The organism is Paenibacillus sp. G34, assembly GCF_056856875.1.
The window spans coordinates 3147624-3162653 of sequence record NZ_CM166469.1; the positions used below are offsets into that span (position 1 = coordinate 3147624).

The 15030-nt window shown below is 44.5% G+C and carries 12 protein-coding genes; 11 read left to right on the top strand and 1 reads right to left on the bottom strand.

What is annotated here, in order from left to right:
* Positions 1-23 precede the first annotated feature (23 nt).
* The 4 genes from AC1VYS_RS14280 to AC1VYS_RS14295 all read left to right on the top strand — a co-directional run bounded on the left by AC1VYS_RS14280 (position 24) and on the right by AC1VYS_RS14295 (position 6112).
* On the top strand, positions 24-2348 hold the full coding sequence (locus tag AC1VYS_RS14280) for a helix-turn-helix domain-containing protein (protein ID WP_482914815.1): 2325 nt from the start codon (positions 24-26) through the stop codon (positions 2346-2348).
* Positions 2349-2627: 279 nt separating this feature from the next.
* Positions 2628-3482, top strand: coding sequence for an ABC transporter permease (locus AC1VYS_RS14285; RefSeq protein ID WP_482914997.1), 855 nt, complete (start codon positions 2628-2630; stop codon positions 3480-3482).
* A 27-nt stretch (positions 3483-3509) separates the two neighbouring features.
* Entirely contained in the window at positions 3510-4436 is a 927-nt protein-coding gene (locus AC1VYS_RS14290) for a carbohydrate ABC transporter permease (RefSeq protein ID WP_090915965.1), read from the top strand.
* A 35-nt stretch (positions 4437-4471) separates the two neighbouring features.
* The gene (locus AC1VYS_RS14295; protein ID WP_482914816.1) at positions 4472-6112 is read left to right on the top strand and encodes an ABC transporter substrate-binding protein; all 1641 of its coding nucleotides are present in this window, start codon (positions 4472-4474) and stop codon (positions 6110-6112) included.
* Positions 6113-6229: 117 nt separating this feature from the next.
* On the opposite strand, the gene AC1VYS_RS14300 is transcribed toward AC1VYS_RS14295, so the two are convergent.
* On the bottom strand, positions 6230-7372 hold the full coding sequence (locus AC1VYS_RS14300; protein WP_482914817.1) for a family 8 glycosyl hydrolase: 1143 nt from the start codon (positions 7370-7372) through the stop codon (positions 6230-6232).
* Positions 7373-7661: 289 nt separating this feature from the next.
* Between AC1VYS_RS14300 and AC1VYS_RS14305 the strand changes: the two genes are divergently transcribed.
* From AC1VYS_RS14305 to AC1VYS_RS14335, 7 genes are all read left to right on the top strand, one after another.
* On the top strand, positions 7662-8945 hold the full coding sequence (locus AC1VYS_RS14305; protein ID WP_482914818.1) for an SGNH/GDSL hydrolase family protein: 1284 nt from the start codon (positions 7662-7664) through the stop codon (positions 8943-8945).
* A 56-nt stretch (positions 8946-9001) separates the two neighbouring features.
* A complete protein-coding gene (locus AC1VYS_RS14310) occupies positions 9002-9769 on the top strand; it encodes an alpha/beta hydrolase (RefSeq protein WP_482914819.1) in 768 nt (255 codons plus the stop codon).
* 38 nt (positions 9770-9807) lie between these two features.
* The gene (locus AC1VYS_RS14315; protein WP_090915975.1) at positions 9808-10440 is read left to right on the top strand and encodes a glycoside hydrolase family 11 protein; all 633 of its coding nucleotides are present in this window, start codon (positions 9808-9810) and stop codon (positions 10438-10440) included.
* Between the two features lie 94 nt (positions 10441-10534).
* Complete coding sequence (locus AC1VYS_RS14320; RefSeq protein ID WP_482914820.1) at positions 10535-11377, top strand: formylglycine-generating enzyme family protein; 843 nt, start codon at positions 10535-10537, stop codon at positions 11375-11377.
* Between the two features lie 252 nt (positions 11378-11629).
* Positions 11630-12343 carry a beta-glucanase gene (gene bglS, locus AC1VYS_RS14325; protein WP_482914821.1) on the top strand — a complete coding sequence of 238 codons (714 nt, stop codon included), beginning with the start codon at positions 11630-11632 and terminating at the stop codon, positions 12341-12343.
* A 180-nt stretch (positions 12344-12523) separates the two neighbouring features.
* Complete coding sequence (locus AC1VYS_RS14330) at positions 12524-13096, top strand: hypothetical protein (RefSeq protein ID WP_482914822.1); 573 nt, start codon at positions 12524-12526, stop codon at positions 13094-13096.
* Between the two features lie 171 nt (positions 13097-13267).
* Entirely contained in the window at positions 13268-14953 is a 1686-nt protein-coding gene (locus AC1VYS_RS14335) for an extracellular solute-binding protein (protein ID WP_482914823.1), read from the top strand.
* The last annotated feature ends 77 nt before the right edge of the window (positions 14954-15030 follow it).

Consider the following 15030-nt stretch of genomic DNA (forward strand, 5'->3'; position numbering starts at 1 on the left):
GATTAGAAAAAGGGGGGAGTACATTGAAGCTCCTATGGTCCAAATTTTCACCGATGTTCCGTCGTTATTTGATTTCGTATCTAATTATTCTAATGATTCCACAGATCGCCGGATACGCCTCTTATCGGGCATCCATTGAAGCGGCAAGGGCCAGCTCGATAGAGAACAGTTTGAAGTCTCTGAATTTGGGCAAAGAAATCATTGAACGAAACCTGCTACAGGTCGAAGCGTTTACGAGACAACTAGCCATTAATCAGGAGTTGTATCGTTTGATTGCCGATCCCAAACCGCTGGATTCTTACAATGTATATGGCATAGGCAAAATGCAGCGTAGTTTATCGATGTATAGCAGTACCAACGAATACTTATCTCATTTTTTTATTTACATTCCAAACTATAACGTCATTATTACACCCAATACGGTCTATTACAGACCAGAACATTATTACGCAGCCAACGCGTTGGAGGGTATGACCTTCGAACAGTGGAGCGAACATATTTTGAAAAAGCCACACTTCAATGAGATTATTCCACTTCAGAATTACAAACGTGAAATAAGCAGCAACTTGCGTACCACCGCACCGGCAATTACTTTTCTGCAATCCTTGCCGCTGAATAGCTTTAATAAACCACAGGCTACCATTGGTGTTTTAATTGATGAAGATGAGATGGCTAGCCTGACCCAGCATATCGTTGATCAGTATGGCGGCTGGACTTTGGTTCGAGATGCGAACGGCGAAGTTATCTTTTCACGCGGTATTGAAGAGGGGGAAGCGCAGCAGTTGGCGCAAAATGTAGGGGACGATTTGAAAGAGGTTCAGCCCATTGAAGATGAGCGTCTGCTGATATCTATTCATTCGGATCGAAACGGTTGGAGTTATATGGCAGGCATTCCCGAGAAATCATTGATGACCAATGCGGACCAGATTAAACAAGTGACACTGGCCTTCACGCTAGCAACGTTGGCGCTTGGCTTGGGATTTGGACTCATTCTGGCCTACCGAAATAGTGCACCCATCTATAAGTTGTTGTCTGCCTTCCGGGAACAAATCAGTGAGCCTTCCGGTAAAAGGCATAACGAATATGATTTTCTGGCGAGCCATATCCATCATTTGATTGCCAATAATCAGTCGCTGGAGAACGCGCTGAATGAACAAATTCCACTTTTGCGAGATGGATTCATCAAACGTTTGCTTACCGGTGAGTTTTATACTACACGAGAGCTGGAAGCGATCTCTACTCAGACACAACTAACCATTGAGAACAGCCATGGAATCACAGGTCTACTTAAGGTGAACGGTTATGCCAGTCTGGATAGTGAAGAGACGATTCAAGAACTTGGCGTCGCGAAACTGATGATCAGAAAGACGATGACAGAATGGAATGCCGATGTGATGATAACCGATTGGGGCACAGATCAGATCGCATTTATATGTCCCGTATCAGATATGCCGCTGGATACAGCGATACGTCACTGTGAGTCTGAATTAAGCAGATTAACCGAGCTCATCTATAAAGAGTACCGGATTTCAACGACAATTGGCACGGGAGCTGCCTACGAAGTTTGGAATGATGTAGGCCGTTCATTCGATGAAGCCAAACAGGCTATGGAATATGCAATCCATATGGGCGCGGATGAGCTCGTTCGATTTGAAGATACATTGAAGGAAAATGAAATGTACTATTATCCTATTGAATCTGAACAGCGCTTGCTCAACACGATCAAGGCAGGAGAGCTGGAAGAAGCACTTCGTATTTTGGATCAGCTGTTTACACGAAATTTTGAAGAGCGTGAACTTTCCTATGAGATGGTACAGCAATTTATTATGGAGCTAAAGGGGACGTACCTCAAGCTGGATGAGCCCAAAATCAAACACGATGATTCGTTTACAGAAGAATACAAAAGCGGTGTCTCCAGCATCCAAATTACCGATTCCATTGCCGTATTGCGGGGTAAATTCAAGCGATTGACGGATGAGATGTGCAAAGAAGTGTTGCGGAAGAGATCATCCACACATGCGGATACCGTACAAGAAATCACGAGTTACATTGAGAAAAATTATGGTGACGCGAACCTGACGATCTGCCGGATCTCCGAACATATGGGGAAATCTGAAAAATTCATCTCCCAACTATTCAAAGAGCACACCGGGGAAAACCTCTCCGATTATGTGGAGCGAGTGAGAATTAATGCAGCATCTGATCTGCTTCGGGAAAGTGGTCAAACCATCGATGAAATTGCACTTTCTACGGGATATAACAGTGCGCATTCGTTCCGAAGAGCATTCAAGCGTGTACGCGGCATTTCACCGAGTGTATTTCGGAAGATGGATAATCAGAACGGTTAATGTACGCTGCAGATATAGTATCTGTGCGTATAATGTACGCTCATTTCCAAGATGTACCTTTACGATTTCCTCCAGTTAAACTTATGATATGGGCACAAAGAAAGCGCTACCATAACAAGGTGACGCTAACTTCAACCATAGGGTTTACTGACTGGGGGGATGATTCTGAGAACAACAATTACAAGTGAGAGCAAGTCTGGTGTGAAAGAGCGCAAGCGATCAACGTTACAGCATGCGCTAACCAGAAGTTTCAGGAGGCATTGGCAGTTATATCTGCTTATTTTGCCTCCGGTGGTGTACTTTATCGTTTTCAAATATGTACCGATGGTGAACACGGTCCTTGCATTTAAGGACTATAACGTCATTAAAGGAATATGGGGCAGCCCATGGGCTGGAACCAAGTATTTCGACCTGCTTTTCCAGAATCCCGCTTTTATGATGTTAATCAAAAATACGCTACTCATCTCGTTTTACAGCCTGATTGTCGGATTCCCGATCCCGATCTTGCTGGCACTGGCTTTAAATGAAATCAAAAACATGAAGTTTAAGAAAACTGTACAGATGGTAACCTATGCACCTTATTTCATATCTACAGTGGTTATGGTATCGATTATCATGTTATTCCTCTCGCCGAGGCTTGGTATTGTCAATACGATTGCAGGTGCACTTGGGTTTGAATCGGTGAATTTCCTGGGCAATCCAGACATGTTCCGCTCAATCTATGTTTTTTCTGATGTATGGCAGAGTATGGGATATTCAGCAGTCATCTATCTGGCCGCCCTTGCTGGCATCGACCCTTCATTGTATGAGGCTGCCAAAGTGGATGGAGCCAATCGACTGCAGAAGATTATTAACGTGGATTTGCCAGGCTTGTTGCCGGCGGCCGTCATTATTTTAATTCTAAGTGTTGGTAATATCATGGCGGTTGGATTCGAGAAAATATACTTGATGCAAAACCCGTTAAACCTATCTGCTTCGGAAATTATATCAACATATGTCTACAAAATGGGACTATTAAACGCCAATTACAGCTTTGCTACAGCGGTTGGTTTGTTCAACTCTGTCATTAATCTCATCTTGTTGTTAACCGTCAATGCAGCTGCAAAAAGGCTGTCCAATACAAGCTTATGGTAACCACACGGAGGGGAGGAGACTTGAAGGATGTCTAATTTACAATCACAGGCAGGTCGTTCACGAGCGAACAAAAACCCTGTCATTAGAGAATCGCCTGGAGATCGCTTGTTTATTACGGCAATCTACATCATTCTGTCACTCGTGCTGGTTGCTGTGCTGTATCCTTTGATCTACATCGTAAGTTCGTCACTCAGCAGTCCGTCAGCCGTTTCTTCAGGCAAAGTCTGGCTGTGGCCAGTGGATCTGTCATTCGAAGGATACAAGGCTGTATTGCGAAATGAACAGGTACTGATGGGATACGCCAACTCATTGTTTTATACGGCATGCGGCACATTTATCAGCGTAGCATTAACCATTATGATCGCTTATCCACTGTCCAAAAAGACATTTGTTGGTCGCAGCACGCTGATGATCTTCATTACGTTCACGATGCTCTTTGCCGGTGGTTTGATTCCAACTTACCTCGTTGTCAAATCCCTGGGACTCATTGATACACGTTGGGCGCTTCTGATTCCAAATGCGATCTGGGTGTGGCAAGTCATTATTGCCCGAACCTTTTTTCAAAATTCCATACCGGATGAGTTGTCCGAAGCGGCTGACATCGATGGCTGCAGTGACATTCGGTTTATCTTCAGTGTCATTCTGCCGCTTGCGAAACCCATTATTGCCGTGCTGTCGTTGATGTACGCAGTTGGTCAATGGAACGCATATTTCGACGCACTGATATATCTAAAATCGCAATCGCTCTACCCACTACAACTAATTTTACGAAGTATTCTTATTCTCGGCAGCTCAGGCAATATGGATGCTTCCGAAATGATCAAACAACAGCAAATGGCTGAACTGATGAAGTACTCCTTGATTGTTATGGCCAGCTTACCGGTTCTGATTATCTATCCTTTTGTACAGCGTTATTTCGTTCAAGGGATGTTGATCGGCTCAGTCAAAGGATAAGTTCAATTACATCTTTCATAAGGGAGAGGATTTTATTGAGGAAAACAAGTGCATCGATACTCGCTTGCGTGTTGCTTCTTACGTTGGTACTTGCAGGCTGCTCGTCTTCGGAAAAAGGCAGTGGTGAAGTGGACGCGAATGGAAAAGTCCCGATGAATGTGTTTGTGCACCAAGGATCGGATATGAACCTTGCAACCAATAAATTCACGAAGAAAATGGAGGAAAAGTTCAATATCAAGTTCAACTGGACGACAGTTCCTTTTGATGGAGCAGCTGAAAAAAGACAGATCTCCCTTGCTTCCGGAGACTATCCGGATCTCTACCTGCTCATTCCTTGGGTGGATCGTTTCTCGCAGACTGACTTGTTGAAGTTCGGGCAACAGGGCGTAATCCTGCCGCTGAACGATCTGATTGATCAGCATGCGCCTAACATCAAGAAGGTGCTGGATAGCAATGAGTATTACAAAGCGATGAATACTGCACCAGACGGTAAAATCTATGGACTGACCGGGCTGAATGAGTGTTTCCACTGTTCGTATCCAAACAAGATGTGGGTGAATACCAAATGGATGGAGCAGCTGAATATCAAAGAACCAACAACGACCGAAGAGTTCCGGGAAATGCTGAAAGCGTTTAAAACGAAAGATCCGAACGGAAACGGCAAGGCAGATGAAGTACCGCTGAGTGGTTCTACAGAGAACTTTGGTGTACACATTATTCCCTATCTGATGAATGGTTTCATCTATGACGATGACCGGAACTACCTCATTCTGAATCAAGGCAAAGTTGAAACGGTAGCGAATAAACCGGAGTGGAAAGAAGGTCTTACGTACATCAAATCCTTATATGACGAGGGTCTGATTGATCCGGGTGCTTTTACACAGAATGTCGGTGCCTTCAAAAAAATTGGAGATAATGCCGATGCGCAGCTTCTGGGTGCAGGCGCGGCTATGCATCCATCCCTATTCGTGACTACAGCTGAAGGGTCACCGTACGGAAATGATTACAATCCGATTCCGCCATTAAAAGGACCAAACGCTGAATATGCATCGTATAACTATCCGGTTGATCCGGGTGCAACATTTGTATTGACTAACAAAGCCAGTGAGCAAACGCAAATTACAGCCATCAAAATGCTGGACTACTTCTACACCCAAGAAGGAGCTATGGCTTCATATCTCGGAGAAGAAGGCACAAGCTGGCGCAAACCGGAAGAGGGAGAAGTGGCTCTGAACGATCAGGTGCAGCCGCTCTATAAAGCCATTCCGCTACCATCCGGTGAAGAACCTCGTAATGACAGCTGGGCTGCATTAAGCCAGTACAATCATCACCGGGCATATCGCGATGCAGAAGTACAGGGAACAGACATCTATGCCGATGACGGGTATGAACGTCGTCTGTACGAAGCTACATTGTTAATGGAAGGTAAAGAACCCAAAGAGGTTTTCCCGCATTGGGCATTGTGGGTTGATCCATCCCTTGCGGATGAAACCAGCATGATGCAAACGAATATCAAGGATTATATCGACCAGAATGCGTTACAATTTGTTACAGGCGCAAAGAGTTTGGATAAAGACTGGGATGCGTACGTGAAAGGACTGGAAGGGCTGAATATGAATCGTTTTCTAGAAATTATGCAGTCTGCTTATGATGCATCATCCGTGTCATCCAAATAAAAAACAAAGATAAGACGGACCTTACTCGCAGCATGCGGTGGGGCCCGTCTTTTATCGTTTAGGTCTATGCCTCAATCAGTACCAGAGCCGTTGCAGCAAGCTATAGAAAATATTATATTAATACACCCGATATCTTCCACTTAAGGCGAGCATCGTGAAGAAATAAAGACAGTTATCATAATAACGACGTTTTCCCTGGCGGAGCGGTGTGTTCCAGAATAACCGAACAAATGCATCTGCATGAGGGCCATCTGCTGCGAGTGAAGCCATCGCATTGGTTGCCAGCAAACCTACGGGATGCAGTGCGGGTTCGTCAAAAGGCTTACCCTCAATCGTGTAACGGCGATAATCTGATACATCGATATTACTGAAAAAGGCCTGAATCCGATTGGATTGTTCAACTTGCCACGAATCTTTACAGAACCATTCCCAGTCTAGGGCAATATTAGCTGCTACACGATAGGCATCACTGTAAAAATGCCTGAAATCGCCATGCGGCTGGACGGGGGCAGGAGTTCCGTCATAATTAGCGTATTCAGGTGAAAGCCCGGTGACCGGATGACAGGCCTTATGTAAATATGCCCGGCTAGCTTCAGCAGCTTCTTTCCAGAATGTGCGATCTTCTTCATTCGCGTATTCGGCAAACAGTTCGTAAAAATGGGGAAGATGATAGGAAGGATCACTAAATGGAATCTCGGGTATGAACTTGATCAACTTGTTACTCGGCTCCCACATGGGATCGCCTTCACCTTGTTCTCCTTGATGCAGACAGGCATGTAGAATCTTTTGAGCTTGAGTTTTGTAATCATAAGGGGCCTGCCCATCACCCCAGCGATTGGAGGCAAAAAATAACGCCATGGCAAAGAATTCTTCACCGTCAGGAGCAGGCCCTGGAGAGAGCCGTGTACCATCTGGCTTGCAATGCCACGCAAAATAATCCTTATATCGTCCTTCCTTGTGTTGCATATATGTCACTGCGTAATTCCACAAACGGTCGAATACCTCTTTCTTGTCCATCTGTACAGCCATCATCATGCCATAGGACATACCTTCGGAACGAACATCGTCATTTCCCGTGTCCAGCATGTAACCTTTGTCTTCACCAACAGGATAGTAAATTCGCGTATCTTCATCTCCATAAAAAAGATCTTTCCACGTCTGTTCCAGCCTTGCACTGATTTCTTCTTCGCTATATCCCGATTTGTGAAAAAGATTAACATATGTACCTGTCTCACAAGCGCCTTTTCCTGTGATATTCATGAGTTCCTCCTTCAAAATACTTATATATGCAAGTATATCATTCGTAATACTACTCAAATTAAAGCGTTTACATGGAAAATTATAGGTGTCATATACCATCTATTTCCATTTTGTGATATGGATGATATATTTAGTCAAGTCCTATAGTTTATCAGGTTGTTGTTAAATTATGTAAGCGCTACACTCGGAGAGAAGGAACCGCCTGATATCGACATAATGAAGTCTAGGTTTCTTCACATAGCAATATTCAGAGTGTAAATTTTCGCTGGAAGGTTGGTGAGGATGTAACATGCTTGGCGATTCAGGAGATGTAGATGAGAATCAAGGAACCCATGCACCACGTGACCCCGTACAAGTTACAGTTTCATCGTTTGAGGCTGACTTTGATTATGATTCTCCCGCTTATCTTGACATGATCGACAGATCACTCCTTAGTTTAGGGAATAACGTCAGATTAAAGAGAGCGATCGAGAAGGCCAAACGTGGTGAACCTGTTGTTATAGCTTATATTGGCGGATCCATTACTCATGGCGCTGGTGCAACACCGATTCATCTCCAAAGTTATGCCTATCACTCCTATGAACATTTCAAAAAAATGTTCGCGCCTATGGACAGTAATACGGTTCGGCTAATTAAGGCGGGTGTAGGCGGGACGCCTTCGCAACTTGGCGTCATTCGTTATGAGCGGGATGTGCTCCGGGATGGCAGCGTGGAACCGGACATTGTCATTATCGAGTTTTCAGTAAATGATGCTGACGATGAAACACGTGGAAATTGTTACGAAAGTTTAGTGTTGAAAGCGCTTGCTTCGGATAACGAGCCAGCAGTCATCCTGCTTTTCAGTGTCTTTAAAAATGATTGGAATCTTCAGGATCGTCTAGCTCCGGTTGGCTTTCATTATGATCTGCCCATGGTGAGCATGAAGGATGCTCTTGTAGAGCAATTTCAGAAGACGAAAGATGAAGGTGGCGTCATAACCAAAGAGCAGTATTTCCATGATATCTATCATCCCACTAATGTGGGGCATCGGATTATGGCCGATGCTTTGGCGAATCTGTTTCGCATTACAGACCGCACAAATCTCGATCAGAAAGAAGATGAATTAACGAAGTTACCGATTATTGGAAATGATTATGTAAATGTTAAACTGCTGGATCGGAAAAATGGGGAGCAGATCGCCCAAATCGAGTCAGGAAGCTTCTGTCACATAGACACAGAATTGCAGATGACCGAGCTGGACGATCATGATTATGGTACGCCGCTTTTTCCGAATAACTGGATGTATGTGCCTGGTGAAAAAACAACGCTGCAGGGTTTCAAACTGCATTTGCGGTGCAGCAGACTCATCCTGATCTTTAAGGACTCAGACAGCGATATGTTTGGAACGGCCCATATCAAGGTGGATGGTGAACTAGCCAAACAGGCTGATCCTCATCAAGTAAACTGGACACACTGCCATGCAATGCTTCTGTTTAGTAATTCGGAAGTCGATGAGCATCTTATCGAGATTGACATGGCACCAGAACATGAGGACAAGCATTTTACAGTTCTAGGTTTTGGTTACGTTGATTAGCGGAAACCTGGTGTGAAGTCTAGAGGATTATGCTAACCGTGAAGGGAGTAAAACAAATGATAGCTTCAGCATCTGCTGGTTTTGACCAGTATCGTAATAACATAAAACGCGGTGTGGTCGAAACGATAGAGTATGATTCCAAGGCGGTTGGCAACGTGCGTAAAGCGATGGTATATACACCGCCAGGTTTTTCTTCGGACCTTACCTATCCGGTACTCTATCTGCTGCACGGAATTGGAGGGGATGAGAAGGAGTGGCATACATATGGCTCTCCAGCAATCATCCTGGACAACCTCTACGCCGAAAATCTCATAGAGCCAATGATTGTCGTTTGCCCCAATGGGCGTGCGATGTCTAACGACCGGGCAGAAGGCGATCTCTTTGATCCTGAGAAAATTCGGGCATTCGAACGATTTGAATCGGATCTGATTCAGGATCTTATCCCGCATGTGCAGTCTCGTTACCCAGCGGCTTCATCGAGGGACAAGAGAGCTATTGCCGGCTTGTCCATGGGGGGAGGACAGTCCTTAAACATTGGGCTCCGAAACCTGGATCATTTTGCATGGGTGGGGGCTTTTTCAGCAGCGCCAAACACCAAAGCACCGGAGGTACTTATTCCTGATCCGGCTCAAGCTTCATCACTCCTTTCATTGCTTTGGGTGTCTTGTGGAGATCAGGATAATCTGATTCAGATTAGCGTTGATGTTCATGAGTATTTGAAGCAGCAAGGGGTACCTCATATTTGGTATGAAGAGAGCGGAGGACATGACTGGCCCGTGTGGAAGAATGATCTTCATCTTTTTTCACAGCGTCTCTTCAGGTAAGTGGACAAAAAAATTAAAATATCAGGAGGGTTTTCCCTATGTTCAAATTCAGCAAAAAATTGTTGACCGTTGTTCTTGCAGCTTCCATGAGTTTTGGTGTGTTCGCCGCTACGACAGGTGCTACAGATTACTGGCAGAACTGGACAGATGGGGGAGGCACAGTTAATTCCGTGAACGGGGCTGGCGGAAACTACAGTGTGAGCTGGCAAAATACCGGAAACTTTGTTGTTGGTAAGGGCTGGACATACGGCTCACCTAATCGCGTGGTTAACTACAATGCAGGCGTATTCGCACCGTCCGGTAATGGATATTTGACGTTTTATGGTTGGACACGAAATGCGCTTATTGAATATTACGTAGTGGATAACTGGGGCACATACCGCCCGACAGGAACTTACAAAGGTACGGTAAACAGTGACGGCGGTACCTATGACATTTACACAACGATGAGATACAATGCTCCATCCATTGATGGATATTCAACATTCCCGCAATACTGGAGTGTTAGACAATCCAAACGTGGTATCGGTGTAAACTCTCAGATTACGTTCAGAAACCACGTTAATGCTTGGGCGAGCAAAGGCATGAATCTGGGTAGTAGCTGGTCCTATCAAGTGATGGCGACTGAAGGATACCAAAGTAGCGGTAACGCCAACGTAACGGTTTGGTAATCTCCACAACCTTTCGTATTTTGAGCTAGATTCGAGCAAGACAGGTCTGCGGATCTGTCTTGCTCTCAATTTCCGTTTTAAAGGAGACTTCCAGATGAGAAAGTGGATGGCATTTCTACTCATCGCAGCCGTTGTTGGATTAAGTGCATGTTCGACAGGCAGCAGTACCACCGTGAGCGATGATCTAGTATTGGTAGAAGGTGGGGAATTCAAGAGTAATAAAACGAGTTTCAGTGGCAAAGATATCGCAATTTCCGACTTTTACATCGGCAAATATGAAGTGACTCAGAAGCAATGGGCTGATGTTATGGGGGACAACCCCTCCGGTTTCAAAGGTGAAGAGCGACCCGTTGAAAGAGTGAGCTGGTATAGTGCAATAGAATATTGCAACGCACGGAGCATTAAGGAAAATCTGGAGCCGTATTATACGATTGATAAAGAAACTACCGACCCCGAGAATAAAAATGAAAATGATAATATAAAATGGACAGTAACCATAAATGAAGACGCGAACGGGTATCGTCTGCCAACTACAGCAGAGTGGGAATACGCGGCCAGCGGTGGGCAAAAAAGTCAGAATTTTACCTATAGCGGGAGCAATAATCCCGATGAGGTAGCATGGTACTGGATGAATGCCGGAGACAAACCGTTAACAGGAGACTGGAATTGGCCTGCCATTGAAAACAATCGGAATCAAACGAAGCCAGTCGGTCAGCAGAAAGCGAATGAGCTTGGCATTTATGATATGTCTGGTAATGTTAGAGAATGGTGCTGGGAATGGTTCAGTCATCCGGAAACCCCTGACAATACTTGGAGAGTCAGCAAGGGAGGCGGCTGGGTTAGTAGTGTAAATACAGAAGAGATTTCATATCCAGGAAAATTTGATGCCAACGGTCTCGGTCCCGATCAGGGATTACGAGTCGTACGTAGTAAATAACGAGGCCCGTTCCTTATCGATGGGCCTTTTGGCATTTCGTCTCGGAAAGGGTTAACCATCTTTAAAAATGAATATGCGTTCTTTCAATTTTGCTATAGTTCGCCAATTATGAACCGTATAAAATGGAAATACCACCCAATGTAAGCGCTTTACAAAAATGTTTGAATCGAGCGAGTAGCTGTTAAATCTAAGAGCGAAAGGGTAGTTTCACTCATTGGTTTACATGGTTGGAAACCGTAATGGAGGTGTATGATGAAGAAGAAGACATGGTTCACATTAATGGTATCGGGTGTGGTTTCATTATTTATTTCGGTAAGCGCTTTCGCGGGATGGGTGTTTTGGGAACCACTGACGTATCACAATGCAAGTACCTGGCAGAAGGCTGATGGGTATTCCAACGGTTCCATGTTCAATTGTACGTGGCGGGCGAACAATGCTAATTTTACGAATGATGGCAAGTTGCGGTTGAGTCTGACAAGTCCTTCAAACAACAAGTTTGATTGCGGAGAATATCGGTCAACGAATACTTACGGGTATGGGCTATATGAGGTAAGCATGAAACCTGCCAAAAACACAGGTATTGTATCCTCCTTTTTCACCTACACAGGTCCTGCACATGGCACACAATGGGACGAGATTGATATCGAATTCTTGGGTAAAGACACAACAAAAGTCCAATTCAATTATTATACCAACGGCGTCGGAAATCATGAGAAAATCGTAAATCTGGGATTTGATGCGTCCCAAGGATTTCATACGTATGCGTTTGATTGGCAGCCAGGGCATATCAAGTGGTATGTGGATGGTGTGCTGAAGCATACGGCTACTACCAACATTCCAAAAACACCAGGTAAAATTATGATGAATATCTGGAACGGAACTGGCGTGGACAGCTGGCTTGGGTCATATAATGGCGCTAACCCGTTGCATGCTGAATATGATTGGGTGAAGTATACAAGTAATTAACAGAAGCTTAGACTACTCAGGAGTAGCCATATAGCCACATGAAACAGAGGAGGGGATCTCATCCCATGCTCCTCTGTTTTTTTAATGTTCATTTTCAATCTTTACAGAACGAATAAAACGTAAGATGATGAAGGAAAAGGGCAAAATCGATCCAACTCGAGAGGATGGAGAACCATGAGCATGAATAAGCAAAACGATACGAATAACAACCAAGCTTCCGAGCAGTTTATAGAGCTGTTAGGTCAACCATATGATGCTAAGCAGGTACAAACCTTACTGGAATCTTTCGGTGTAAAAAGAATAGCGAAGCCAGACGCTCCTTTTCAGGATGACATCATCTGGTCTGTTAAAGCATCTGTGCGTATTGATGTGTATCGCTCCCCCAAAATCAATACGTTAACCGGACGTGATGATCTCCCTACGGATGAGTGGATCATTGGAGCGATTTATTTTCTTGCACCGGGTTCGGATGATCGAATTAAAAAACCGTTTGCCGGAAAATTGCCTAAAGGGATAACGATGAATGCAACACCTGACGAGTGGATTGAAGCAAATGGTCAACCGGATATCTATGAGCAAGGTGACTGGCTTGGCGGTAGTGGCCCTTATCTGGCTTGGCGCAAATCCGACATCAATATTTCAGTCGAATATGAAACGGATGAGGGCATCAGTGTGATCACTTGTGTTAAGTATTGCTTAATTGGCTGCATGGGTGCTTGGAAGAGTGATTACCCGCAAGTGTTTTCCCCCTAATAGACAAGAGAGACAGAAGTAAGACATTGTACTAATGCAACATATGTATTCACTTTTTAATATCCTAAATAAATACAATAAATGTTGCAATATTAGTATGGGCATCCATATGGTTCATTCATTATGATGGACTCTGTAGACAACATCACTACATACAGGGGGACACACAAGTTGAGAACAATCAAGAAAAGAAAGATTGGCGGTTTGGCTTTGGCAGGAATGTTGGCGCTTTCAGCAGTTCTGAGCGGATGTAACAGTGGAGCAAGTAAAGAGGCTGCACCGAGCACACCGAGTACTGCACTGGAATTGAAGGACGGGAAGTATGATCCACCCGTAAAACTTACTTATTTGCGTCCTTGGGGACCCGAAATCAAATTCAAATCTGGTGAAGATCAAGACAATAACGTACACACGAAATGGGCAAAAGACAAGCTCGGCATTGAATTGAAAAATCAATGGGTGTCACCATCCACCAACAACGCGTTTGAAACGAAGCTTCGTCTGTCGCTGGCTTCCAATGCAGAAATGCCGGACATTATCTCGTATCGCGGTGACTTCAATCTGGCACGTGAGCTGATTGAAACGGGCAAGTTCGTTGATGCTGGAGAATTGTTTGACAAATACGCAAGTGATACATGGAAAGCAGCCGTGAATGAAGATCCTTCCGTATGGTATCCGTATATGCAGGATGGTAAACGAATTGGTATTCCGATTCTGGATTACTCCTACAATAGTGATCCAGTGATGTGGATTCGCGAGGATTGGATGAAGAAGTTTAATTTGAAAGCACCTGAAACGCTGGCTGATCTTGAAGTGATTATGGAAACGTTTACGAATAAAGACCCAGATGGTAATGGTAAAAAAGATACCTACGGTCTGACCATCGGATTCAAAAACTGGCTCAGCACATGGATGTCTGATGCTGGTTGGGTCTTCGGAGCCTACGGCACGATGCCAAATCAGTGGAATCTGAACGCAGAAGGTAAGCTGGAGTACGGTTCTGTAAATCCAGGAGCAAAACAAGCTTTGGCAACACTGGCTGACTGGATGAAAAAGGGATATATTCCAGAAGAAGCTGGGGTATATGATGAAACCAAAGCAGCAGAAGAGTTTACTGCAGGTAAAGCAGGAATTGTTGTCGGACCTCACTGGATGCCGTCATGGCCGCTCGAAGATGTGAAGAAAAACAATCCGGAAGCGGAGTACAAAGCTTACCCGATTCCATCTGGACCTGATGGTAAGGCAGGCAGACGCGGTACCGCGAATGACAACGGTGTAGTTCTGATTAACAAAGATATGAAGAACCCAGAAGTCTTTTTCACATATCAAAACTATCTGTTTGATCACTATGCAAATCCAAAAGCAGGTGATGAATTCGAACACGGCTTCGCTGAAGGTTATGACTGGGCAATGAAAGACGGCAAACCAACAACGGATGCTAGTGTGACAGGCGGTTATGCACCTGAGAAATACACCTTAACGTTTGATGGTGCACGTATCCCGAGTCTGAACATGGCCACGCTTGCGAAATTTGCTAACGGTGAAGAAGCAACAACGCCTTTCGAGAAAAAACTTAAGTCTGGCGTACCGGAAGCAATGGTGGAAGCGGCCAAGATTGTTCAGGATCAAAAAGATATTGCTTTAAAACAGATGTTCACAGGTGCACCAACGATGTCCATGCAAATGAACAACGACATCTTAACCAAAATGGAGAAGGACCTTTTCTCGCAAATCATCTATGGTAAAGCTCCGGTTGATGCTTTTGATACATTTGTAGAGAAGTGGAAATCTTCCGGTGGAGATCAAAATACGAAGGAAGTTAATGAGTGGTACCAATCCGTTACTAGCGGAAAGTAAGTACGAGCGTAGTAACTAAATCTTATCCGTTATTTCATTCTAACCAAGCTACTAAAGCAGGTGGAAAAGTACAAAGA

Excerpts from the sequence above, each read along its gene's own strand:
- bglS (WP_482914821.1), top strand. The coding sequence starts at position 11,630 with ATGAAGAAGAAGACATGGTTCACATTAATGGTATCGGGTGTGGTTTCA.
- AC1VYS_RS14305 (WP_482914818.1), top strand. The coding sequence starts at position 7,662 with ATGCTTGGCGATTCAGGAGATGTAGATGAGAATCAAGGAACCCATGCA.
- AC1VYS_RS14300 (WP_482914817.1), bottom strand. The coding sequence starts at position 7,372 with ATGAATATCACAGGAAAAGGCGCTTGTGAGACAGGTACATATGTTAAT.
- AC1VYS_RS14310 (WP_482914819.1), top strand. The coding sequence starts at position 9,002 with ATGATAGCTTCAGCATCTGCTGGTTTTGACCAGTATCGTAATAACATA.
- AC1VYS_RS14315 (WP_090915975.1), top strand. The coding sequence starts at position 9,808 with ATGTTCAAATTCAGCAAAAAATTGTTGACCGTTGTTCTTGCAGCTTCC.
- AC1VYS_RS14290 (WP_090915965.1), top strand. The coding sequence starts at position 3,510 with ATGTCTAATTTACAATCACAGGCAGGTCGTTCACGAGCGAACAAAAAC.
- AC1VYS_RS14330 (WP_482914822.1), top strand. The coding sequence starts at position 12,524 with ATGAATAAGCAAAACGATACGAATAACAACCAAGCTTCCGAGCAGTTT.
- AC1VYS_RS14320 (WP_482914820.1), top strand. The coding sequence starts at position 10,535 with ATGAGAAAGTGGATGGCATTTCTACTCATCGCAGCCGTTGTTGGATTA.